Here is a 22,270-nt window from a genome sequence, read left to right on the forward strand (position 1 = left end):
GCGGCTGAACAAGGTGATCGCTGGCCGTCGTAACGGAAGCCAGTGCCGGATTGGCGCCGGAAAGCGGAATGAGCAGTGCCAGAAAAAGAAGGAAAACCAGTCCCCTGAGTGCGGAGGATCTCCGCCGGACGAATTTCTGGACACCCCGCCCAAGCATTGCCAATTCACCCACTGCATTCCCCGTCCCTAGTGAAGGCATGGGGAACCTAACAGTCGTTGCAGGTGACACCGCCCACACGCACCCAAAGATCTTCCATGGACACGTCAAAAAAATCCAAGGTCTCGCAAAATCCGATTCGTGACCGTCATGGCCGAGCCGTCGGCCCGGCAGAAGCTGCTACCACTCCCCTTCGGAATGTCTTTTCTCTGGGGGGAACAGGATGCATGAGCGGCGAATACGTTCGAGATTCCGGACGACCGCAGTCGCGCTGGCACTTCTGCTGCCGGCGTCCCTTGCCGGACTCACGGCAACACCGGCCACGGCCGACGAGGCACCAGCGGGCGTCGGTACTCCGTCAGGCACGAAACCCGCACCGCCGCTCCCGAGCAGCCCGTCGACGGCGCCCCTGGGCACCGCCCGCCCTGCGGACGACTCCGGCCTGACGAAGGAACAACAGGCCGCACTCGCCGCGGCGCAGACCAAGGCCGGAGCCACAGGCGGCCCGATCACCGTCGACGCTCTGACGACGGAGACCGCGACCGTCCAGGCCAACCCGACAGGCACGGTCACCTGGACCACCAGCCTGTTGCCCCAGCGAGTCCTCAAAGGCGGCACCTGGGTCCCCGTCGACGCCACTCTCCAGCAGAACTCCGACGGTGGCTACAGCCCCAAGGCGGCGGCCGAGCCTCTGACCTTCTCCGGCGGGGGCGACCAGCCCCTGGTCTCGATGACCAGCGGCGAAACCCGACTGGCCTTCTCCTGGCCGCAGAAGCTGCCCACCCCGACCGTGTCCGGCGCCACGATCATCTATCCCGACGTGCTCAAGGACGTCGACCTGCGGCTGACCGCGAACACGATCGGCGGCTTCTCCGAGGTCATCGTTGTGAAGACCTCGGCTGCAGCCGCCGCCTCCTCCCTGGCCAAGCTCAAGCTGACCACTCATACCGAGGGCGTCACCGTCTCGGACGACGGCCATGACAACCTCCAGGCTGCGACCCCCGGCGGCCAAGTGCTGTTCAGCGCGCCTCAGCCGCTGATGTGGGACTCCTCCACCGACGGCACCAGTAGCCGGCTCCTGAGCAGGAGCGCGGAGACTGCCGGGACGGAGTCGGCTGCCGCGGGCTCCGGTTCTGCGAGTCCAGGCCGTGGGGCTCAGGTCGCCCGGGTCGCCGACGACGTGACCGGCTCCACCCTGTCCCTCACTCCCGACCAGAGTCTGCTCACCAACTCCGCCACCCGGTACCCGGTCTACATCGACCCGACCTGGAACCCTCACAACGCCAGCGGCGGAAAGCAGCACTACATCGAGACCCAGCAGGGCTGTCCCTCGGCGAAGAACTACGACTCCACCCAGTACGGCGACCCCGGCGTCGGGTACAACAGCTGGTCAGGCTGCATCGGCGACGAGCGCTCCTACTTCCAGCTCGCCATCCCCTCCGGCGTCTGGGGCGCCCACATCGTCGCCGCCACAGTCAATGTGAAGGAGAACTATTCCGCCAGTTGCAGCCTGTCCTCCGACATCAAGCTGTATCTGGCGGGTTCCTTCGGTTCCGGCACAACCTGGAACAACCGGCCCGCGCTCGCCACCTATCTGGCGTCGAAGAGCTTCGGCCCCGCGTGCAGCAGCGAGCCCTCGGGCGGCTTCTCGGTGACCTCCACGATCGCCAAGAAGGCGGCGGCGAAGAACTCCAGTTGGACCTTCGCCCTGGTCAACAGCCAGGAGAGCAACAGCGACGGTAACTACTTCAAGAGGTTCGCCAACAACCCGTCGATGTCCATCGAGTACAACCACGTGCCCAAGCCGCCAGGCACCCTGGCCGCCAAATTCGGTACCCACTCGGTGGGATGCGGTACGACGACGCCGTACCCGGTCATCGGCAAGACCCTGGTCACCACCCCGCCCACGCTCAATGCAGTGATCAGCGACGACGACAAAGACGCGCTCGCGGCGACCTACAAGTACTGGGTGGGCAGCGGCACGGCCGCCACGACGACGAGCGCCACCGTCGCCAGCGGTTCGAACGCGCCCAAGCAGCTGTCGTCCAGCTTCATGAGCGGCCTGAGAACCGGCAACGTCGTGAGCTGGAACGTCACCTCCAGCGACGGCAAGGACAGCAGCGCGACCTCCTCCACCTGCCACTTCACCGTCGACCTCAGCGCCCCAGCTGCACCGGCCGTCAGCAGCGTCGGCGGCCTCTACCCCGAGGACGCCGACGGGAAGACGGCCGCGGGCACCCCGGGGCAGTTCACCCTCTCCACCGACAGCGCAACCAAGTTCCTGTACGCCCTGGACATCACCCCGCCGACCTCCAACACCCCGAGCTCCGAGACGGCCACGGCCTCCGGCAACGCGGCGACCGTCATCCTCACACCCACCGCTCCGGGCACGCACACCCTCTACGTGTACGCGGTCGACTCCGCGGGGAACGTCTCCACACAGCAGCAGTACCAGTTCACGGCGCTCGGTCACGCCGGCAAGACCTACTCGAGCCTCCAGGCGGCCTTCGACAACACGGCTGTCACCGACGACACCAGGCCCTCCGCCGGCGACGCCGACGGGACGGGCGCGACCATGTCACTGCAGGACCTCAAGGCGGTCGGCTGGCAGCCAGGCGGCAGGGTCACCGTGGACGGAGCCGCGTTCACCCTGCCGAACTTCGGCTCGACCGCCGGCGACAACGTGATGGCAGCCCACCAGACGATCCAGATGACCGGAACGAGCGGCCGAGCCCTTGTCTTCCTGGGCTTCTCCACGTACGGCATGATCGGTTCCCAGCGCGCCGACGACGACTACTCCAGTCCCGCCGTACCCGACGGGACGTCCGTCAGCGGCACCGAGTGCACCCTGGGCAACGGTCAGTACGAGGACTGCCGGGCCGGCGGCCCCTACGGCTCTGTCGCCTATGCCGACGGAAGCACAACGCAGCCCTATCACCTGACCGTCCCCGACTGGGTCTACGGCTCCAACGCCCTGGCAGCCGTCACCCTGCCCCACCGCAACCACACCACCGGCGCCCAGGAGGCCCGCAGCACGAACGTCTACGCCTTCGCCGTCCCGCTGAAGCCCGGAGCTCAGATCAGTTCGGTGACACTGCCCGACCTGAGCGACAGCGCCCGTCAGTATGTGCCCGGTCTGCACCTCTTCGGCATGGCCGTCCGCGACACCTCCGCGGCGCCGAACGGCACGAAGTGGACCGGCGCGTGGAGCGCCCCCAACGAAGGTGCGTTCAACTATGAGGGCACCGACTACAAGGACCAGACATTCCGGATCAGCGCCGATCCGAGCGTGGCCGGATCCAGCGTGCGCGTCCGCCTGTCGAACGCCCTCGGCCGGACCCCTCTGACCATCGACCACACCACCCTCGCCACCCAGTCCTTCGACGCGGCACCGACGGCGACGCCCTCCGACCTGACGTTCAACGGTGGCAGCAGGTCCGTGACGATTCCGGTCGGCGGCGAGATCTACAGCGATCCAGTGAGCTACCCGGCAACGCCCGGCAAGCGCCTCATGGTCAGCCTGCACCTGGTGAACGACGTGCCGTATCTCGTTCAGCACAGCTGGGCGGGGGCGGCCACCATGTGGGTCAGCGCCGTCGGCTCCGGCGACCACACCGCGGACACCGCGGACACCGCCTTCAGCGGAAGCGGCGTCAACTCGGGGTACTTCACCGACATCCTCACCGGCATCGACGTCGTCACCGGCGACGCCCGCCCCACGGTGGCGGTGCTCGGCGACAACCTGGTCGATCCCTTCGCCGATGCCACCACGCCCGTTCTGACGGCGCCGCGCCTCGCCGACGCCCTGGCGGCCGCGCTCCGCGGCAACGCACAGAGCGTTCCCGACTACGGCGTCGTCGCCTCCGGCATCGAGAACAACCGCCTGACGACGGAACAGGCGCGAGGCGGCCCGGCGGCGCTCACCCGGCTCGACCGGGACGTGCTCGCGCTGCCGGACGTCACTAGCGTCGTCGTGGACGAGGGGCTGGCCGACGTCGTGTCCGGTGCCGACGACACGAACCTGGACGCCTCCTACACGGTGCTGCTCGACCAGCTGAGGGGATGGGGAATCAAGGTCGTTTTCACCACCCTCACCCCGTGCAACGGATACGCCCCCTGCACGGCCGCCGTGGACCGGAACCGGCTCGACGTCAACACCTGGATCACCGACCAGCCCAACTTCGTCACACCCACGGTGAGCGTCGTGGACACGGAGGCCGCGGTCGCCGTCCCGGACCCGGCGAGCACCACCGACCCCCCGGCCCTGAAACTGAACGGCGACCCTGCGCCCGCCGACTTCGACACGGGCGATCATGTCAACCTCACGGTCGACGGCTACCGGGCGCTCGCCGACACCTTCGACATCACCACGCTGGGGCCGGACACGTAGGCGGGCTCACACTCCCCCCGCCCCCGGCCACCCGTCACAGCCCCCGGCCCATCGCGTCCCGGCACAGCAGGCGCAGGGAGCCGTGGCCGGCGTGGCAGCGGCGGGCCTCGTCGAGGGGTTCCCAGAGGCGGCCGTCGGGAGTGCGGACCCAGTGGTCGCCTCCGGAGGACCACCACTCGGCGCCGGTCCGGCGGACGATCACCTCGCCGGCGTACGCCCCGAGTCCGCGCAGAAGGCCCTCCACGGCCGCGTAGGGCGTGCCCTCGCGTCGCAGGTCCTCGATCAGCCGGTCGACGCGCCACAGGCTCTGCGCCGAGTGGTCGAGCCGCGGTCGCATGCCCTCGGGGACGGCGGCCACCGCCTCGGCCGCCCACCGCACGGGCCTGGCGGCGGCGGAGGGGCGGGCGGGCCGCTCGGTCCGGTTGACGACGTCGGCCCGGTCGGGGCGGTGGGGTCCGGCGGTCCGGTCGGGGCGGTCGGGCCGCTCGGGCCGCTCGGGCCGGTCGGGGTGGTGGGGCCGGTCGGGCCGGTCGGGGTGGTGGGGCCGCTCGGGCCGGTCGGGGTGGTCGGGGTGGTGGGGGCGGTCGGGGTGGTCGGTCTGGTCGGTCGTCCTGCGGGTCACACTGGGAAGAGCGAGGGCGTCGCGGGTTGTGTCACTCGGATCCGGGGCCTTCCCAGGACCGGCGCAGGACCGACCCACGTCCCCCGCACCGCGCTCACGTACGTCCACGAGCGCGGCGCGACACCACCGCGCGCAGCACCCGGCGGCCCTCGGTGGACACCTCCAGCGCGCGGCGCAGTCCGCTCGCGCCGTGACCGGCGAGGACCTCCAGGACGGTGACCTGGCGGCGCAGTTCGGCGGCGACGAGCGGCGACATGCCCTCGGTGCGGCCCTCACGGCGGGAGTCGACCGGGGCGCCGTCCGCCGCCGGGTCGAGCAGGCGGTGGATCTGGAGCGAGGCGACGGAGCAGGCGTCGGCCCACACCCGCACCCCGGCGGCGCGCCGGTCCTCGGGGGCGGCGGCCAGCATCCGGTGGGCGAGGAGCCCGGCCTCGTCGCCCTGCGCCGGAGGGGCGCCCAGCTTGTCGCGCGCCCGTTCCACCAGCTCGCCCCAGTCGGCCGCGTCGGAATCCTCCGTGAGGTTGCCCCACAGGGGCCGCAGGATCTCGTCGTCGCCCCCCAGCAGGGGTATGCAGCGATCCAAACAAGCCAGCCCGCTGGCCGCCAGTCCGCGCTCGTCGGCCTGAGCGATCAGTTCCACCAGGCTCATCCACGCCTCCCTCGCCAGGGCGCCTTCCTTACGGAGCCCGCACTTCCCCTTACTGCGCGCGACAGGCCAGGAGTGTCACAGGGGATCGTTTCGGCCAACTCCGAAGACGTCCGGCGAGGTGCTCAGCCCAGCCTGTTCGCCAGTGCCGTGAACTGCGTCCAGGACAGTCCCGGCGTCCCGGCGTCCCACAGTTTCTGCGAGGTCGCCCGCAGCGGCATCCGGATGCCGGCCGCGACCTGGGCCTGCGTCTGGGAGTTCGCGAGGTCGCACCAGACCGAGAGGGAGCCGCCGAGGATCTGGCGGTCGTACTTCGCGGCCACCGGCGTCGTGCCGCGCAGCACCCGCGGGGTCCACTGCTCGTAGATGCGCCGCCCGGTGGGATAGGCGAAGCCGTTGGGCTCGCCGAGGACGTAGTACAGGTACTCGTCGTTGTAGTTGAGCATCTTGCGCCCCGCGCCCAGGTACTCGGCCGGCGGGCGCGCCCCGATCTCCTTGCCGGTCCAGTACGCGACCACGAGGTCGGACGCCGGCTTGACCGACGTGCCGCGGAAGAAGCCGTCGTTCCAGACCCGCATGGTCCGGTCGTGGGCGCGGACGGTGTCGGCGCGGTCGTTGAGCCAGCCGGTGGTGAGGTCGGCCACGCCCGCGCCGGAGCCGTACCGGGCGTGCGCCGCGGCGGCGAGCTGGGGGTAGGAGGCGGCCGGGCTGGACACCGTCAGGGCCTGGTACTCGTCGCCGCCGAGATGCCAGTAGGCGCCGGGGAACACGTCGGCGTACTCGTCGAGCAGGTCGTCGAGGAGGTTCGCGGAGGCCTGCTTGGAGATGTCGATCGCCCCGCGGGTGGCCACTCCGTTCACGTTGCGCAGCTGCAGCTCGGGATGGGCGGCGAGGACGGCGCCCAGGTGTCCCGGCGAGTCGATCTCCGGCACGACGGTGATGTGCCGGCTCGCCGCGAGGTCGACGATCTTCTTCACCTGGGCCTTGGTGAGGTGCTGGCGGGCGACGATCTCCGGGTGGCTGGCGGACTCGATCCGGAAGGACTGGTCGTCGGAGAAGTGCAGGCCGAGCTGGTTGTACTTGAGGTCGCCGAGTTCGCGCACCCGGTCCTCGATCCAGGCGGGGCTGAAGTACTTGCGCGCGATGTCCAGCGTGAACCCGCGCTGCGGTTTGGCCGGCTGGTCGCGCACGACGCCCTCGGGGGCCCTGCCGCCGCCGTGCACCTCCTGCTTGAGGGTGCGGGTGCCGTAGAAGACGCCGGCGTCGGAGGGTCCGCTGACGGTGACCCGCCCGCCGCGCACGGTCATGGTGTACGACTCCGGGTTCGCGCCCCCGCCGCCGTTGAGCGCCAGTCGCAGGTCCCCGGCGCGCACGTCGTTCTTCTGCCCGGCGTACGTCATTCCCAGCTCGCCGGCGATCAGCCGTCCCTCGTCGGCGAGGCCGGCGTCGCTCACCACGACCCGGCGGCCGGCCGCGGGGCGCCAGCCCGGGCCGCGCGCCGGGGTGTGGGAGCGGACGGCGGGGATGGTCCGGGGCGCGGTGGACAGGGCGTACGAGCGGCTGGGCGTCGGCGCCGCGGGCGGCACGGCGGCCGAGGCGACGGAGTCGCCGGCCGAGGTCCCGGCGGTCTGCCGGGAGGCCGCCGAGCCGGCGGGCGTGCCGGAGCCCTCTCCCGACGAGGCCCACACGCCCAGCCCGACGCCGAGCGCGGCGACCAGTGCGCCCGCCGTCAGCGCCCGCAGCGCAACCGTTCGCTGCGGCCCGCGCCGCGGTCCGCGCCTCGGCTCTGTCTTCGGCGCCGGGCGCCGATGCCTGTGCCTGCTCACCCCGCCAACCGTACGACCCTCACCCGGGGAAGGCGCGTCGAAGACCGCGTGACGGGGTCCACGACACGTTCTGAAACTCTCTCGTTCGAGTGAAATTCGGGCGTCCGTCAGACACGTACTGACCGCTCTCGATAACGTAGCGACACATCCTTCACTGCATCCCCTGCCACATCACACGTGACGCGAGGATCCACGCTGCCTGCGCACCCTCTCTCCCCTCTCTCCGGCTGCCTCGCCATACCGGCGCAGACCCGGACCTCACCCGCGCCCCTGCTCGACGGCTTCAACACCGCCCCCGTCGACGAGGTGCACCGCACCCTCCTCGCCTGCCTCCGCAGTCTCAGCTGGGCCCACCGGGTCGCCGACCACCGCCCCTACCCGACCCTCGACGCCCTCCTGGCCGCGTCGGACGAGGCCGCATACGACCTGACCTGGGGCGATCTGGCGGAGGCGCTGGCCGCGGAGACCCTCCCCGCCCTGCCGGAGGACGCGTACGGCGCGGCCCACACGGCCCTGAGCGCGGCGCACGCGGCCTACGAGGCCCGTTTCGGTCACGCCTTCGTCATCAGCCTGGCGGCCGTCCCGCCGGACGAACGCCTGGATTACGTCCTGGAAGCCATCCGGTCACGATTGGCGAACGATCGGGACGACGAACGGGTGGTGGCGGCGGAGGAGCTGCGCCGCCTCGGAAGAGCGCGGCTGGTGAGCCGCTTCAGGGGCGCGGGGGTCTGATCCGCGGGACTGCGCCGCGGAGCGGAGCGGCCACGAGGGATCCCCACAGCGCGCGTAACACCACAATCCATGACAGAAGGCCGCACAACCCTTGCCGCAGGTCCGGGGCGCTCACCCATACGCGTGCCACTTTGATCACACCGGTAGGCCCGGCGTAAGCCCAGCGCCGGTGCATCGCTACGATGCTGGGGGCCGGTGGACCGTACCCGGCCGGGCCCGTCCGACGCCGAAGCCGGCAGGCCCCAATCCCCGCTCCCGGAGGGTTCTTCCGTGCCGGCTGGAACGCTGTACCGCGGCCGGGAAGGAATGTGGTCCTGGGTGGCTCATCGAGTCACCGGCGTCCTCATCTTCTTCTTCCTGTTCGTCCACGTGCTCGACACCGCGCTCGTGCGTGTCTCCCCCGAGGACTACGACAAGGTCGTAGCCACCTACAAGACCCCGATCGTCGCGCTGCTGGAGTACGGCCTCGTCGCCGCCATCCTCTTCCACGCGCTCAACGGTCTGCGCGTCATCGCCGTCGACTTCTGGTCGAAGGGCCCGCGCTACCAGAAGCAGATGCTCTGGAGCGTCGTCGGCCTGTGGCTCGTGCTGATGCTCGGGGCGATCTACCCCGTTCTCGGGCACGCCGCTCGTGAACTGTTCGGGAGCTGACACCGATGGCCACCACTGAATCCACCGCTGCCGGGATCGGCCCCGTCGAGGACGGCTCGTTCTACAACGTCGACAACCCGGCGCCCGTCATCGAGGCCCCGCGCAAGCGCACGAGGAAGACCCCGAAGTCCACGCGGGGCAACTTCGAGATGGCCGCCTGGCTGTTCATGCGCCTGTCCGGCGTCGTGCTGGTCGTCCTGGTCCTGGGTCACCTGCTGATCCAGCTCGTCCTGGACGGCGGCGTCTCCAAGATCGGCTTCGCTTTCGTGGCCGGCCGCTGGGCCTCCCCGTTCTGGCAGGTCTGGGACCTGCTGATGCTGTGGCTCGCGATGCTGCACGGCGCGAACGGTCTGCGCACGGTCGTCAACGACTACGCGGAGCGCGCGAACACCCGGCTCTGGCTGAAGGGCCTGCTCTACACCGCCACGGTGTTCACCATCCTGCTGGGCACGCTGGTGATCTTCACCTTCGACCCGAACATCCGCTAGGCACGGGGTTGCGAGAATCATGAAGATCCACAAGTACGACACCGTCATCGTCGGCGCCGGCGGCGCCGGTATGCGCGCCGCCATCGAGTCGACGAAGCGCAGCCGCACCGCCGTGCTGACCAAGCTCTACCCCACCCGCTCCCACACGGGCGCAGCGCAGGGCGGCATGGCCGCAGCCCTCGCCAACGTGGAGGAGGACAACTGGGAGTGGCACACCTTCGACACGGTCAAGGGCGGTGACTACCTGGTCGACCAGGACGCCGCCGAGATCCTGGCGAAGGAGGCCATCGACTCCGTCCTCGACCTGGAGAAGATGGGCCTGCCGTTCAACCGGACGCCCGACGGCACGATCGACCAGCGCCGCTTCGGCGGTCACAGCCGCAACCACGGCGAGGCCCCGGTCCGCCGGTCCTGCTACGCGGCCGACCGCACCGGTCACATGATCCTGCAGACGCTGTACCAGAACTGCGTGAAGGAGGGCGTGGAGTTCTACAACGAGTTCTACGTCCTCGACCAGCTGATCACCGAGGTCGACGGCGTCAAGCGGTCGGCCGGCGTCGTGGCGTACGAGCTGGCCACCGGCGAGATCCACGTCTTCCAGGCGAAGGCCGTGATCTACGCGTCCGGCGGCTGCGGCAAGTTCTTCAAGGTGACGTCGAACGCGCACACCCTGACCGGTGACGGCCAGGCGGCCGTGTACCGGCGCGGGCTGCCGCTGGAGGACATGGAGTTCTTCCAGTTCCACCCGACCGGCATCTGGCGCATGGGCATCCTTCTGACGGAGGGCGCCCGCGGTGAGGGCGGCATCCTGCGCAACAAGGACGGCGAGCGCTTCATGGAGAAGTACGCGCCGGTGATGAAGGACCTGGCGTCGCGCGACGTCGTATCCCGGTCCATCTACACGGAGATCCGGGAGGGCCGCGGCTGCGGTCCCGAGGGCGACCACGTCTACCTGGACCTCACCCACCTCCCGCCGGAGCAGCTGGACGCGAAGCTCCCGGACATCACGGAGTTCGCGCGCACCTACCTCGGCATCGAGCCGTACACGGACCCGATCCCGATCCAGCCCACCGCGCACTACGCCATGGGCGGCATCCCGACGAACGTCGAGGGTGAGGTCCTCAGGGACAACACCACGGTCGTCCCGGGCCTGTACGCGGCCGGCGAGGTCGCCTGCGTGTCGGTGCACGGCGCGAACCGCCTGGGCACGAACTCGCTGCTGGACATCAACGTCTTCGGCCGCCGGGCGGGCATCGCCGCCGCGGAGTACAGCCAGAAGGCGGACTTCGTCGAGCTGCCGGAGAACCCGGCCGAGCTGGTCGTCGCCCAGGTGGAGCGGCTGCGGGCGTCGACGGGCACCGAGCGCGTGTCGGTCCTGCGCCGCGAGCTGCAGGAGACCATGGACGCGAACGTCATGGTGTTCCGCACGGAGCAGACGATCAAGACGGCGGTCGAGAAGATCGCCGAGCTGCGCGAGCGCTACAAGAACGTGTCGATCCAGGACAAGGGCAAGCGGTTCAACACGGACCTGCTGGAGGCCGTCGAGCTGGGCAACCTCCTGGACCTGGCCGAGGTCATGGCGGTCTCCGCGCTGGCCCGCAAGGAGTCCCGCGGCGGTCACTACCGCGAGGACTACCCCAACCGCGACGACGTCAACTTCATGCGCCACACCATGGCGTACCGCGAGGTGGGCGACGACGGCACCGAGACGGTCCGTCTCGACTACAAGCCGGTCGTCCAGACCCGCTACCAGCCGATGGAGCGTAAGTACTGATGGCAACCCCGACCCTCGACAAGGCGGACGCGGCCGGTGCCCCCGAGCCCGGCTTCGCCGACTCCCCGTACATCACGGTCACCCTCCGCGTACGCCGCTTCAACCCCGAGGTCTCGGCCGAGGCGGTCTGGGAAGACTTCCAGCTGGAGATCGACCCGAAGGAGCGCGTCCTCGACGCCCTCCACAAGATCAAGTGGGACGTCGACGGCACCCTCACCTTCCGCCGTTCCTGCGCCCACGGCATCTGCGGCTCGGACGCGATGCGGATCAACGGCAAGAACCGTCTGGCGTGCAAGACGCTGATCAAGGACATCAACCCCGCGAAGCCGATCACGGTCGAGCCCATCAAGGGTCTGACGGTCCTGAAGGACCTGGTCGTCGACATGGAGCCGTTCTTCCAGGCGTACCGCGACGTGATGCCCTTCCTGATCACGAAGGACACCAACGAGCCGACGCGCGAGCGCTTCCAGACCGCGGAGGACCGCGAGCGGTTCGACGACACGACCAAGTGCATCCTGTGCGCGGCGTGCACGTCGTCCTGCCCGGTGTTCTGGAACGACGGGCAGTACTTCGGCCCGGCGGCGATCGTGAACGCCCACCGCTTCATCTTCGACTCGCGTGACGAGGCGGGCGAGCAGCGGCTGGAGATCCTGAACGACAAGGACGGCGTCTGGCGCTGCCGTACGACGTTCAACTGCACGGACGCCTGCCCGCGTGGCATCGAGGTCACGAAGGCGATCCAGGAGGTGAAGCGGGCGCTGATCACGCGCCGCTTCTGACGCCGTTCTCCGGTACGCCGTCGAGGGCCCCGTTCCCCGGTTCACGCCGGGGAACGGGGCCCTTCGGCGTGCCGACGCCACGACCGGGTGAACGTGATCAAGAGGGACACCGGCGGGCCGCCCGGCCTACGATGATGGTCTCGACACCAGCCCCGAGGAGGCACGCGATGTCCGCTGCATCCGTCGAGCAGCCCTACGCCGACGACGAGCCGTTCTCCCTGACGGCGATCGCCGCCGAGATCATGGAGCGCCATCCGGGCTACCGCGTCGAGATCATCGGAGGCTATCTCCTCGTGACCCCGTCACCGGATGCCCCGCACGCCCGTGCCCTGACGAAGCTCATGCGACCGTTCATCGCAGCGGGGCTCGACGACGGCGACAGCGAGGTTCTGCAGAACGTCGGGCTGTGTCTGCCGACGGGCGAGGAGGATTACGTCATCCCCGACCTGGTGGTCGTCGACGCCGACATCGACGACCACTTCGTGCGGAACAACGCGTACGACCCGGCCTGCTTCCGCTTGGTCCTGGAGGTCACCTCCGGGAACTGGAAGGACGACGTGAAGACCAAGGTCCCCGCGTACGCCGAGGCGATGATCCCCGTCTACGTCGTCGTCGACCGCAAGCATCAGCGGGTTCACGTCCTCACCGGACCGAAGAAGGGCGGCTACGACAACCACCAGTTCTACGCCCCGGGCCAGTCCTTCACCCTGCCTTACTCGATCGGCGCCGAGGTCACTCTGAGCGCAGCCGAGATTCTCGCGGCGGGCCGGCCGAGGACGAGCGGCTGACCTTCCGTCACCACGACGCATACCACTCCGGGTCGGGGCCGAGCCGCCGGCGCAGGTAGTCCTCCAGGTCGTTGGCGACCCAGCGGCGGCTGTCGCTCTCGTGGTCCCAGAGGAAGACGTCCGGTCGCTGCGGCCTGACGACGCAGGCGAACAGGTCGCCGCCGCCGCTCTCGCCGAAGAGCAGCAGGGGATCGAAGGGCATGTAGAGGGCGCGGAAGTCGGCCGAGCTCCTGAACTCCAGGTTGCGGCCCATCACTTCGCCGACGGAGCAGATGAGCGCGAACCCGTGCTCGTCGTGCGCGCCGTCGGCGACCCGCCAGAAGTCCTTGAGGGCGGCCGGAAGCGGGTGGCCCAGCACGGCCTCGGCCGCCCGCATTTCCTCCTCGCATCCGGGAGCGCCGAGCTTGACGTCGGCGGAGAGCGAGGAGATGAGATCGATCCACATGCGGCCATCTTGCACGGATCAGCCCGCCGCACAAGCCCTTTCGTCCCTTGCCCGTCCGCTGCCCGTGCGCTGCCCGTCCGCTGCCCGTGCGCTGCTCCGTCCCCCGGCCGGGTGACCTCCCGGTCAGGTCCTGCCGGGCGACCGTGCGTCCGTACCTAATCTGACTGCATGTCAGACGACCAGTCGTACGAGCTGCTCGGGTTCGACAACGTGCTGCTGCCGGTGGGGGACCTCGGCGAGGCCGTGGAGTTCTACGAGCGGGCCGGGTTCACGGTGGCGCTCCGGTTCGACGAGGGCGGCATCGCGGCGCTGAGGGTCGGGGGCGAGACCCCCGGCGTGCTGCTGCGACAGGAGGAGGCCCTGGGGCGCCGGCCGCCGCCATGGCCGGCCACGCGCGTATGGCTGGAGGTGGCGGACGCGCGGGCGACGGCCGGACTGCTGGCCGGGGCCGGCATCCCCCCGCTGGACGCGCCGTTCGCGGGGGCCACCGGATGGACCGTCGAGATCGCCGATCCCTGGGGGAACGTCCTGGGCTTCACGGACTACTCCAAGCGCCCCGAGCTGGGCAGGCGTTAGAGGCCGCCCCACCGCCCGCCCTCCTTGTTGAACGTGTTCAAAAACAGCGCTAGAGTCATCCTCGACAGCGTTTTGAACGCGTTCAAGAAAAGGTGGGGAACATGGACCGCACGGTCATCGCCTACGTCATCTACCTGATCGTCAGCATCGGCCTGACGATATGGGTGGCCAGGACCCTCAGCCGCAACGGGCGGGTCTTCCTCGCCGACGTGCTCCAGGGCAACGAGAAGCTCGCCGACGCCGTCAACCACCTCCTGGTGGTCGGCTTCTACCTCGTCAACCTCGGCTTCGTCGCCCTCTACCTGAGCGGCGACGAGACCATCGAGGACACCCGGGGCGTCTTCGAGGCCCTGTCGACGAAGCTGGGCGTGGTCCTGCTGGTGCTCGGGGCGATGCACCTGGCCAACGTGTACCTGCTGAACCGGATCCGGCGGCGCGGGGTCATGGAGCGCGAGCAGGTTCCGCCGGTCGCCCCGCAGGGCTGGACCGCTCCGCCGGCGCCCGCGACCGGGGCGTGAGCACCATGACGGCCCACGAGGCCGCGCGGCCCACCGCCGACCGGGACGCCCGCCGCGTCCCGGTCCGCCGGCTCACCGTCCTCTACGACGCCGGGTGCTCGCTGTGCGCGTTCCTGAGCGACTGGCTGCGCCGGCAGCCGCAGCTGGTGCCGCTGGAGTTCGTGCCGGCGGGCTCCGCCGAGGCCTGCGCCCGCTGCCCCGGCCTCGACCATCGCGCCACCCTCGACGAGATCACCGTCGTCGGCGACGCCGGTCAGGTCTACCAGGGGGCCGCCGCCTGGATCGTCACCCTGTGGGCGCTGCGTGAGCACCGCCCGCTGGCCCACCGGCTGTCCACCCCCGCCGGGGCGAAGATCGCGCGGGCGGCCGTGCTCTCGGCCGCGAAGTGGCGGCAGGGACAGGAGCGCGGCGGCGCCCGCTGGGGCGGGGGCGTCTACCGCCGCGAGGACGGGTGGACGTACGACCCGTCGCAGGGCTGGACCCATCGCCCGCCCACCTGTGCCGACGGCCACTGCGCCACTGACTAGGCTCTCGTCCGTGCCCGCTGACAACGACGGCCCCGCCGAGGCCGCTCCCCCGCCCCCGTCCCGCGAGGGCGCTCCCGCGTCCAAGTCCGAGCAGACGCGCGCGCTGATCCTGGAGACCGCGATGCGGCTGTTCCAGGAGCGCGGCTACGACCGGACGACGATGCGGGCCATCGCCCAGGAGGCCGGGGTCTCGGTGGGCAACGCGTACTACTACTTCGCCGGCAAGGAGCACCTGATCCAGGGCTTCTACGACCGGCTGGCCGCGGAGCACCGGGAGGCCGTCCGGGACATCCTGGCGCGGGAGACGAGCCTGGAGGCGCGGCTGGCGGAGGTGCTGCGGACCTGGCTGGACGTGGCGCGGCCGTACCACGAGTTCGCCGTCCAGTTCTTCAAGAACGCGGCGGACCCGGACAGTCCGCTCAGCCCGTTCTCCGCCGAGTCGGAGCCCGCGCGCGTGCAGGCCATCGCCGTCCACCGGGAGGTCCTCGCGGGTTCGAAGGCCAAGGTGCCGGAGGAGCTGCGGGAGGTGCTGCCCGAGCTGATGTGGCTCTCGCAGATGGGCCTCGTCATGTACTGGATCTACGACCGCACGGAAGGGCGCGAGCGCAGCTACCGGCTGGCCGGGCGGGGTGCGCGGCTGACCGCGCGCGGGGTGGCGCTGGCCCGGTTCCGGATCCTGCGGCCGCTGGTGCTGGAGGTGCACGAGCTGTTCACGGACTTCCTCCCCGGCATGACCAACGCCCTGCCGGACCCCGCCGGGAAGACCCCGAAGAAGGGGGCGTCCGAGGGCGGGGCCGGGCGGGACGAGGAGAGGAGCGACGGGGGCGGCGGGGGTGACGAGACCGCCGGACCGTAGAGCGCGGCGGCCTCGTCGCCCCTGCCGTCGGTTCACGACGGTCAGTTCACGGCGTTCAGCTCGTCCTCGGTGAGTTCGACGTCGTAGACCAGCGGCTCCGCCGCGACCGTCAGCTGCCGGGCCCGGGAGGCCGACGGGGAGTTTGACGAGGAGGCCGTCGTCGCCAGCAGATACGTTCCCGGGCCCGGCACCGAGAGGATGTAGGAGCCGTCGGCGAGCGAGGTCACGCGGTCCAGCCGCCGGCCGCCCTTCGTCATGAGCGTCATCGTCGCGCCCTCCACCGGATCGCCGGACGCGTCCCGGACGAAGCCGTGGACGGCGGAGGCGGGGCCGCCGTCGGCCGCGGTGAGCACGTCGTGCGGCTCGTCCTCCTTCGGCTCCACCGCCAGATGCGGCAGCCGCCGCTCCAGCCACCGCGGCAGCCACCAGTTGGAGTCGCCGAGCAGGTGCATCGCGGCCGGGACGAGCGCCGTGCGCAGGATGAACGCGTCCAGGGCGACGGCCGCCGCGAGGCCGACGCCCGCCGTCGCCGCGCCCGAGTCGCCGCTGAGCACGAACGCGAGGAACACGCAGACCATGATCAGGGCGGCCGAGTTGATGACCCGGCTGGTCTCCGCGAGGCCCACCCGGACGGCCCGCGCGTTGTCCCGGGTGTGCACCCACTCCTCGTGCATCCGGCTGACCAGGAAGACCTGGTAGTCCATCGACAGGCCGAAGAGCAGGGACAGCATGATGACCGGCAGGAAGGCGTTGATCGGGCCCTCCTTGCCGAGGCCGAGCAGGTCCAGGCCCCAGCCCCACTGGAAGATCGCGACGAGGACGCCGAAGGAGGCCGCCGCCGCGATCAGGTTCATCAGCGCGGCCGTCAGCGGCACCACCAGGGAGCGGAAGGCGACCAGCAGCAGCAGGAAACCCAGCCCGATGATGGTGGCGATGAACAGGGGCAGGCGGTCCCCGGTCACCGTCGCGAAGTCCTTGGAGACCGCCGTGACGCCGCCCACGTGCGCGGTCACCCCGGCCTGCGGGACGACGTCGTCGCGCAGCCGGTCGATCAGGGCGTCCGTCTCCTTCGACTGGGGCGAGGTGGCGGGGACGACCTGGATCACGGTGACGCCGTGCGCGGGCGGCAGCGCGGCCACCTGGGCGACGCCGGGGGTGTCCTTGACGCCCTTGACGAGCGCGGTGGCGTCGCCGCCGTCCACGACCACCTGGAGCGGGCCGTTGAAGCCCGGTCCGAAGCCCCGGGCGAGCAGGTCGTAGGCCTTCCGGGTGGTCGTGGCGCCGTCGTTGTTGCCCTGGTCGGTGGCGCCGAGGCGGAGCGACAGCACGGGGAGCGCGAGGACGGCCATGACGACGACGGCGAGCGCGGCGATCGTCCGGGGACGGCGCTGCACCCGTGTCGACCAGCGGGCCGCGGGAGTGCTCGCCTTCTCCGGCTCCGGGCCCGACGCGGCGAGGCGCTTGCGCTGCTTGCGGCTGAGCACGCGCACGCCGAGGAAGCCCAGCAGCGCGGGCAGCAGCGTCGTGGCGGCGAGGACGCTCAGCACCACCGTCAGGGACGTGCCGATGACGACGCCGTCCAGGAAGCGCAGGTTCGTCACCAGCATCCCGGCGAGCGCGATGCACACCGTGCCGCCCGCGAACAGCACCGCCCGGCCCGAGGTGTTGAGGGCGGTGACCGCCGACTCCTCGGGGTCCAGACCGCGCAGGACGCCCTTGCGGTGCCGGGTGACGATGAACAGGGCGTAGTCGATGCCGACGCCGAGGCCGATCAGGGAGGAGAGCAGCGGGGCCAGGTCGGGGATGTCGGTGACATGGCTGAGCAGCTGGGTCGAGAACAGGCCCATGCCGACGCCGAAGATCGCCACGGCGAGCGGCAGCAGCATCGCGAAGAGGGAGCCGAAGGCGAGGAACAGCACCACCGCGGCCGCCGCGAGGCCGACCATCTCGGCGAGGCCGGTCGGCGGCTCCTGCACCCGCTGGATCGCCTGGCCGCCCAACTCGACCTCCAGGCCGGCCCGTTCGACGCCCTGCGCGGTGTCGACGACGTCCTGGACGAGTTCCTTGGGCACCGCGTTCGCCTGCTCGGTGAAGGTGATCTGGGCGTAGGCGATCCGGCCGTCCCGGGAGACCTGGTTCGCCGCCCCCGCATAGGGGCTGGTGACGCCGCCGACGCCCTTCATCTTCGCGATGTCGTCGAGGGCGGGCTGGATCCGGGACCGCACGTCCGGGTCGCGGACCGAGCCCTCGCCGACCTTCCACACGACCGTGTCGGTGTCGCCCGCGCGCGCGGGGAACGCCTTCTCCATCAGGTCGTACGCCTTCTTGGAGTCCGTGTCGGGGAGGGAGAAGACGTTCGCATAGTCCGTGCCCGCCGTCGAGGCCGAGAATCCCAGGCCCGACAGCGCCCCCACCCACACCAACAGGACCACCAGCCGATGCCGGTAGCACCAGCGCGCCAATGCCGCCACGATCGCCACTCCTCACACAGTTCGACAGGTCCCCCAGGTCCTGGGCACCAGGATCGGGCGCGCCGGGCGGCCCGGCACATGTGACGCCCATGACTCTCAAGGAACTCCAAAGCGCGAACCGGCCCCGGAGCCCGCGGGCCCGCCGATACTGGGGGCATGACGAAGGCTTCGGGCACCGTGCTGGTCGTGGAGGACGAGCCGAGCATCGCGGACGTCCTCGCCATCGCCCTGCGCTACCACCGCTTCGAGGTGATGACCGCGGGCGGCGTCCGCGAGGCCCTCGCGCTCGCCGACCGCACCAGGCCCGACGTGGCGCTGCTCGACGTGATGCTGCCCGACGGCGACGGGCGGGCGCTGGGGCGTGAACTGCGCGGCCGCAGGCCCGACCTGGCGCTGGTGTTCCTCACCGCGCGGGACGCGCCCGCCGAGATCGTCGGCGCCCTCGGCTTCGGCGACGACTACATCACCAAGCCGTTCGACATCGACGTGGTCGTCGCGCGGATCGCCGCCGTTCTGCGCCGCACCCGGCCGGCCGACGTCCTGCCCCAGCGGCCGCCCCTGCGGTACGGCGATCTGGAGCTGGACGAGACGACGTACAGCGTGCACCGGGCCGGCCGCTCGGTCGAGCTGACGCCCACCGAGTACGCGCTGCTGCGCTTCCTGGTGCGCAACGGCGGCCGGGTCGTGCCCAAGGAGCAGCTTCTGCGCCATGTCTGGCAGTACGAGCACACCCCGCCGGAGTCGACGGTCGTCGAGACCTACATCAGCTATCTGCGGCGCAAGCTGGACACCCTGGGGCCGCCGGTGATCACCACCCGGCGGGGCGTGGGATACGGGCTGGCATGAGGCGGGCGCACCGGCACGGCATCCACTCGCTGCGGGCCAAGCTGACGGCGGCCAACGTGGGGCTGCTGGCGCTCGGCATCGTCGCCGCCACCGCCGTCAGCCTCATGGCGATGCGGCACTACCTGCTGGGCCAGATCGACTCCGAGCTGACCAAGACGCGTACGTCGCTGGGGAGTTCGCAGCTCACCCTGCGCCAGATCGACTCGCTCAGCGTGCTGGGCTTCGTCCGCGACCGGCTGGCGCCCGAGCACTCCGCCGACCGGCCGGCCCCGGACTCGATGTTCACCGCCGTGGACGGCCGGGGGAAGGCGGTGGCCCTCTTCGGCGTGAAGCCCACCGAGGCGCAGCGGGGGCTCGCGGACGCCGTCACGGACCCCGGCGCGCTCACCCGCGACTCCGACCCGCACGACGTGAGCGTCCACGGGGCGGCGTACCGGGTGACGGCGACCCGGCTGTCCGACGGGACGTACGTCCTGATGGCGACCTCGACGGACGCCCTCCACAAGGGCATCGCGAAGGCCCTGCGGCTCGATCTCGCCGTGGGCACCCTGCTGCTGGCCCTGCTCGCCTGTCTGACGCTGTTCAGCGTGCGGCGGCGGATGCGGCCGCTGGAGGACATGGTGGAGACGTCGTCGGCGATCGCCGAGGGAGACCTCACCCGCCGGGTGCCCTCCAGCTGCCATCCCACCCAGGAGGTCGAGCAGCTGCGGCTGGCCCTGAACTCCATGCTCCACCAGGTGGAGACGGCGTACCGCACGCGCGAGCACAGCGCGGCCCAGCTGCGCCGCTTCGTCGCCGACGCCTCGCACGAGCTGCGCACCCCGCTGTCCGCGATCCGGGGCTATCTGCAGCTGTACGACCAGGGGATGCTGCGCGAGCCGGAGGAGCGCAAGCGCGCCTGGGACCGGATGAACGGCGAGGTGGACCGGATGGGCCGGCTCGTCGACGAGCTGCTCACCCTGGCCCGGCTGGACCAGCGGCCCGAGCTTCGGCTGCGCAACGTCGACGTGTGCCGGCTGGCGCGGGACGCGGCGCAGGACCTGCGGGCGCAGCAGCCGGGGCGGCCGGTCACGGTGGAGGCGGACGGGTCGGTGCTGGTGCGGGCCGACGAGTCGGGGCTGCGGCAGGTGCTGGGCAATCTGGTGGCCAACGTCCGCACCCACACGGCGGCGGACGTTCCGGTGCGGATCGGTGTGCGGCGCGCGGACGGGGTCGTACGGCTGTCGGTCGAGGACAAGGGGCGAGGGCTGGGACCGGAGGACGCGGCCCGGGTCTTCGACCGCTTCTTCCGGGCCGGCGGCGGCGCGGGCAGCGGGCTCGGACTGGCGATCGTGCAGGGGGTGGTGCAGGCCCACGGCGGCGACGTGACGGTGCGCACGGCGCCGGGCGAGGGCCTGGAGGTGACGGTGACCCTGCCGCCCCGCACCGAGGCCTGCGCCTGAGCGAAGCGGGACGGGGCGGGGCTGCGCGGGGCGGGGCAGCGCGGGCAGGACGGGCGGGGCAGGACGGCTCAGATCCAGTCGAGCTTCCAGAGGCGGAACACGCCGTTGCCGTCCGCGAGGTACTGGCCGCCGCCGACGTCGGCGCTGGTGACGACGTACTCCTTGCGCTGCCACAGCGGGACGACCGGCACGTCGTCGGCGATGACCTGCTGCAGCTCGCGGAAGTCGTCGGCGGACCGGCTGCGGTCGGCGAACTGCCGGCTGTCGGCGATGTAGCCGTCGACGGCCTTGTCGCTGTAGCCGGTGTTCATGGTGGAGCCGGTGCCGATCAGCGGCGCCGCGAAGGTGTCCGGGTCGGGATAGTCGGCGACCCATCCGACGGCGTACGCGTCGAGCTTGCCGGTGGCCCACCGCTTCTGGAAGTCGGTCCACTCGTAACCCTTGACGTTCACCTTGAACAGGCCGCTCGCCTCCAGCTGGCGCTTGAGCTCCGCCGCCTCGGCCGCCGCCGCGCCGCTGCCCAGGCCGTAGCCGTAGGTGAACGTCACCGGGATGCCGACGCCGGCCTTCTCCAGGAGCTTGCGCGCCTTCTGGGAGTTCTGGTCCGGATAGCTGTCGAAGAAGGAGGTGGTGTGGCCGGTGATGCCGGTCGGGATGAGCGAGTACAGCGGCTCGACGGTTCCGTCGTACACGGTGGACGCGAGCTGCTCGCGGTCGATCAGCCAGGCCATCGCCTGGCGGACGTCCTTGTCGTGCAGCGGCGAGCCGGCGCGGGTGTCGAAGTACAGGTTGCGGGTCTCGGAGCTGTCGGCCTCGGTCACCCGCTGGGCGGGGTCGCTGGCGTTGAGGGCGGCGAGCGCCGCGGGCGGCAGCTGCCGGGTGGCGGCGTCGACGTCCTTGGCCTTCCACGCCTTCTCCAGGGCCTCGGGGTCGGCGTAGTAGCGCAGTTCGACGGGCGCGCCGGTGGCCACCGCGCCCTTGTAGCGCGGGTTGGGCGACAGCTCGACCTTCTTGCCCTTGGTGTACCCGGTCAGCTCGTACGGTCCGGTGCCGTCGACGCCGCTGCCGGTGCGCAGGGCGTCGGCCGGGTAGCGGGTGCGGTCGACGATCGAGCCGGCCCCGGTGGCCACCTTGAACGGGAAGGTGGCGTCCGGCGAGCCCAGGTGGAAGGTGACGGTCAGGCCCTTGGCGGAGACCGACTTCAGGGTCGAGAACAGGGACGCCGGGCCGACGTCCGCGTTGATCTTCTTGACCCGGTCGAAGGAGAACTTCACGTCCTCGGCCGTCACCTTGCCGCCGCCCTCGAAGGTGAGGTCGTCGCGCAGTTCGCAGGTGTACGTGGTCAGGCCGCCCTTCGCGAAGGAACAGCTCCTGGCCGCGTCCGGCACGGGCGAGACGCCGCCCGGCTCGTACGTCAGCAGCGACTGGAAGACGTTGCTGAACAACGCCCAGGAACCGGCGTCGTAGGCGCCGGCCGGGTCGAGCGAGGTGACGCTGTCCGTGGTGCCGACCGTGATGGTCGCGTCACTGTTCTCCTTCGACGGCAGCAACTGCCAGCCGCCCACTCCGGCCACCGCGAGAACCAGCAGCGCCACGAGAATCCGCATGCGAAACGATCGCATCGGGTGTCCTGCCTCCCCAGGCCGCCAGCGGGGCCCAGTCCACAAAAAAGTGCCGCTCCCCTTGGCGGCGGCCTCACCTAACCACAGGAGTTTCAGGCGGCGGAAGAGGATTCC

Annotated in this window: 19 protein-coding genes; 13 read left to right on the forward strand and 6 right to left on the reverse strand. The window is 70.8% G+C overall.

Annotation, left to right across the window (positions count from 1 at the left end):
* Positions 1 to 380: 380 nt before the first annotated feature.
* A complete protein-coding gene (locus Sri02f_RS21770) occupies positions 381 to 4,547 on the forward strand; it encodes a beta-sandwich domain-containing protein (RefSeq protein WP_109002984.1) in 4,167 nt (1,388 codons plus the stop codon).
* A 34-nt stretch (positions 4,548 to 4,581) separates the two neighbouring features.
* Here Sri02f_RS21770 and Sri02f_RS21775 read toward each other — a convergent pair whose 3' ends face one another.
* The 3 genes from Sri02f_RS21775 to Sri02f_RS21790 all read right to left on the reverse strand — a co-directional run bounded on the left by Sri02f_RS21775 (position 4,582) and on the right by Sri02f_RS21790 (position 7,557).
* Positions 4,582 to 4,926, reverse strand: a complete 345-nt coding sequence (locus Sri02f_RS21775) for a hypothetical protein (protein ID WP_109003208.1) — start codon at positions 4,924 to 4,926, stop codon at positions 4,582 to 4,584.
* Between the two features lie 337 nt (positions 4,927 to 5,263).
* Positions 5,264 to 5,818 (reverse strand): hypothetical protein, encoded by a 555-nt coding sequence (locus Sri02f_RS21785; RefSeq protein WP_109002985.1) that lies wholly within the window; start codon positions 5,816 to 5,818, stop codon positions 5,264 to 5,266.
* A gap of 122 nt (positions 5,819 to 5,940) precedes the next feature.
* Positions 5,941 to 7,557 (reverse strand): beta-N-acetylhexosaminidase, encoded by a 1,617-nt coding sequence (locus Sri02f_RS21790; protein ID WP_373865116.1) that lies wholly within the window; start codon positions 7,555 to 7,557, stop codon positions 5,941 to 5,943.
* A gap of 261 nt (positions 7,558 to 7,818) precedes the next feature.
* Here Sri02f_RS21790 and Sri02f_RS21795 point away from each other — a divergent pair, with 261 nt between their 5' ends.
* The 6 genes from Sri02f_RS21795 to Sri02f_RS21820 all read left to right on the forward strand — a co-directional run bounded on the left by Sri02f_RS21795 (position 7,819) and on the right by Sri02f_RS21820 (position 12,853).
* Complete coding sequence (locus Sri02f_RS21795; RefSeq protein WP_109002986.1) at positions 7,819 to 8,373, forward strand: 2-oxo-4-hydroxy-4-carboxy-5-ureidoimidazoline decarboxylase; 555 nt, start codon at positions 7,819 to 7,821, stop codon at positions 8,371 to 8,373.
* Positions 8,374 to 8,643: 270 nt separating this feature from the next.
* The gene (gene sdhC / locus Sri02f_RS21800; RefSeq protein ID WP_078504082.1) at positions 8,644 to 9,024 is read left to right on the forward strand and encodes a succinate dehydrogenase, cytochrome b556 subunit; all 381 of its coding nucleotides are present in this window, start codon (positions 8,644 to 8,646) and stop codon (positions 9,022 to 9,024) included.
* Between the two features lie 5 nt (positions 9,025 to 9,029).
* Positions 9,030 to 9,512 (forward strand): succinate dehydrogenase hydrophobic membrane anchor subunit, encoded by a 483-nt coding sequence (locus tag Sri02f_RS21805; protein ID WP_109002987.1) that lies wholly within the window; start codon positions 9,030 to 9,032, stop codon positions 9,510 to 9,512.
* A gap of 19 nt (positions 9,513 to 9,531) precedes the next feature.
* Positions 9,532 to 11,286 (forward strand): succinate dehydrogenase flavoprotein subunit, encoded by a 1,755-nt coding sequence (sdhA, locus tag Sri02f_RS21810; RefSeq protein WP_109002988.1) that lies wholly within the window; start codon positions 9,532 to 9,534, stop codon positions 11,284 to 11,286.
* Positions 11,286 to 12,065 (forward strand): succinate dehydrogenase iron-sulfur subunit, encoded by a 780-nt coding sequence (locus Sri02f_RS21815; RefSeq protein ID WP_069771348.1) that lies wholly within the window; start codon positions 11,286 to 11,288, stop codon positions 12,063 to 12,065. Before sdhA ends, Sri02f_RS21815 begins: the two co-directional genes overlap by 1 nt.
* 167 nt (positions 12,066 to 12,232) lie before the next feature.
* Positions 12,233 to 12,853, forward strand: coding sequence for a Uma2 family endonuclease (locus Sri02f_RS21820; RefSeq protein WP_109002989.1), 621 nt, complete (start codon positions 12,233 to 12,235; stop codon positions 12,851 to 12,853).
* A gap of 7 nt (positions 12,854 to 12,860) precedes the next feature.
* Here the strand turns inward: Sri02f_RS21820 and Sri02f_RS21825 are convergent, their stop codons facing one another.
* Positions 12,861 to 13,298: an SMI1/KNR4 family protein gene (locus Sri02f_RS21825; protein ID WP_109002990.1), complete on the reverse strand. Its 438-nt coding sequence runs from the start codon at positions 13,296 to 13,298 to the stop codon at positions 12,861 to 12,863.
* Positions 13,299 to 13,466: 168 nt separating this feature from the next.
* Here Sri02f_RS21825 and Sri02f_RS21830 point away from each other — a divergent pair, with 168 nt between their 5' ends.
* From Sri02f_RS21830 to Sri02f_RS21845, 4 genes are all read left to right on the forward strand, one after another.
* Positions 13,467 to 13,874 (forward strand): VOC family protein, encoded by a 408-nt coding sequence (locus Sri02f_RS21830; protein ID WP_109002991.1) that lies wholly within the window; start codon positions 13,467 to 13,469, stop codon positions 13,872 to 13,874.
* A gap of 101 nt (positions 13,875 to 13,975) precedes the next feature.
* Entirely contained in the window at positions 13,976 to 14,392 is a 417-nt protein-coding gene (locus tag Sri02f_RS21835; protein ID WP_109002992.1) for a hypothetical protein, read from the forward strand.
* A 5-nt stretch (positions 14,393 to 14,397) separates the two neighbouring features.
* Entirely contained in the window at positions 14,398 to 14,919 is a 522-nt protein-coding gene (locus tag Sri02f_RS21840) for a thiol-disulfide oxidoreductase DCC family protein (protein ID WP_109003210.1), read from the forward strand.
* 10 nt (positions 14,920 to 14,929) lie between these two features.
* Entirely contained in the window at positions 14,930 to 15,775 is an 846-nt protein-coding gene (locus Sri02f_RS21845) for a TetR/AcrR family transcriptional regulator (RefSeq protein WP_167467589.1), read from the forward strand.
* A 41-nt stretch (positions 15,776 to 15,816) separates the two neighbouring features.
* Here the strand turns inward: Sri02f_RS21845 and Sri02f_RS21850 are convergent, their stop codons facing one another.
* Positions 15,817 to 18,237, reverse strand: coding sequence for an MMPL family transporter (locus Sri02f_RS21850; protein WP_109003212.1), 2,421 nt, complete (start codon positions 18,235 to 18,237; stop codon positions 15,817 to 15,819).
* Positions 18,238 to 18,402: 165 nt separating this feature from the next.
* On the opposite strand from Sri02f_RS21850, the gene Sri02f_RS21855 reads away from it, so the two are divergent.
* Entirely contained in the window at positions 18,403 to 19,092 is a 690-nt protein-coding gene (locus Sri02f_RS21855) for a response regulator transcription factor (protein ID WP_109002993.1), read from the forward strand.
* Complete coding sequence (locus Sri02f_RS21860) at positions 19,089 to 20,534, forward strand: HAMP domain-containing sensor histidine kinase (RefSeq protein ID WP_109002994.1); 1,446 nt, start codon at positions 19,089 to 19,091, stop codon at positions 20,532 to 20,534. The genes Sri02f_RS21855 and Sri02f_RS21860 overlap by 4 nt, the downstream gene beginning before the upstream one ends.
* Positions 20,535 to 20,602: 68 nt before the next feature.
* Here the strand turns inward: Sri02f_RS21860 and Sri02f_RS21865 are convergent, their stop codons facing one another.
* Entirely contained in the window at positions 20,603 to 22,141 is a 1,539-nt protein-coding gene (locus Sri02f_RS21865) for an ABC transporter substrate-binding protein (RefSeq protein WP_245970718.1), read from the reverse strand.
* Positions 22,142 to 22,270: the final 129 nt, after the last annotated feature.

The sequence above is a fragment of the Streptomyces rishiriensis genome, assembly GCF_003112535.1.
GTDB classification, from domain to species: Bacteria; Actinomycetota; Actinomycetes; order Streptomycetales; family Streptomycetaceae; genus Streptomyces; species Streptomyces rishiriensis.

Excerpts from the sequence above, each read along its gene's own strand:
- Sri02f_RS21830 (WP_109002991.1), top strand. The coding sequence starts at position 13,467 with ATGTCAGACGACCAGTCGTACGAGCTGCTCGGGTTCGACAACGTGCTG.
- Sri02f_RS21860 (WP_109002994.1), top strand. The coding sequence starts at position 19,089 with ATGAGGCGGGCGCACCGGCACGGCATCCACTCGCTGCGGGCCAAGCTG.
- Sri02f_RS21820 (WP_109002989.1), top strand. The coding sequence starts at position 12,233 with ATGTCCGCTGCATCCGTCGAGCAGCCCTACGCCGACGACGAGCCGTTC.
- Sri02f_RS21855 (WP_109002993.1), top strand. The coding sequence starts at position 18,403 with ATGACGAAGGCTTCGGGCACCGTGCTGGTCGTGGAGGACGAGCCGAGC.
- Sri02f_RS21840 (WP_109003210.1), top strand. The coding sequence starts at position 14,398 with ATGACGGCCCACGAGGCCGCGCGGCCCACCGCCGACCGGGACGCCCGC.
- Sri02f_RS21865 (WP_245970718.1), bottom strand. The coding sequence starts at position 22,141 with ATGCGGATTCTCGTGGCGCTGCTGGTTCTCGCGGTGGCCGGAGTGGGC.
- Sri02f_RS21785 (WP_109002985.1), bottom strand. The coding sequence starts at position 5,818 with ATGAGCCTGGTGGAACTGATCGCTCAGGCCGACGAGCGCGGACTGGCG.
- sdhA (WP_109002988.1), top strand. The coding sequence starts at position 9,532 with ATGAAGATCCACAAGTACGACACCGTCATCGTCGGCGCCGGCGGCGCC.
- Sri02f_RS21825 (WP_109002990.1), bottom strand. The coding sequence starts at position 13,298 with ATGTGGATCGATCTCATCTCCTCGCTCTCCGCCGACGTCAAGCTCGGC.
- Sri02f_RS21770 (WP_109002984.1), top strand. The coding sequence starts at position 381 with ATGCATGAGCGGCGAATACGTTCGAGATTCCGGACGACCGCAGTCGCG.
- Sri02f_RS21815 (WP_069771348.1), top strand. The coding sequence starts at position 11,286 with ATGGCAACCCCGACCCTCGACAAGGCGGACGCGGCCGGTGCCCCCGAG.
- Sri02f_RS21835 (WP_109002992.1), top strand. The coding sequence starts at position 13,976 with ATGGACCGCACGGTCATCGCCTACGTCATCTACCTGATCGTCAGCATC.
- Sri02f_RS21805 (WP_109002987.1), top strand. The coding sequence starts at position 9,030 with ATGGCCACCACTGAATCCACCGCTGCCGGGATCGGCCCCGTCGAGGAC.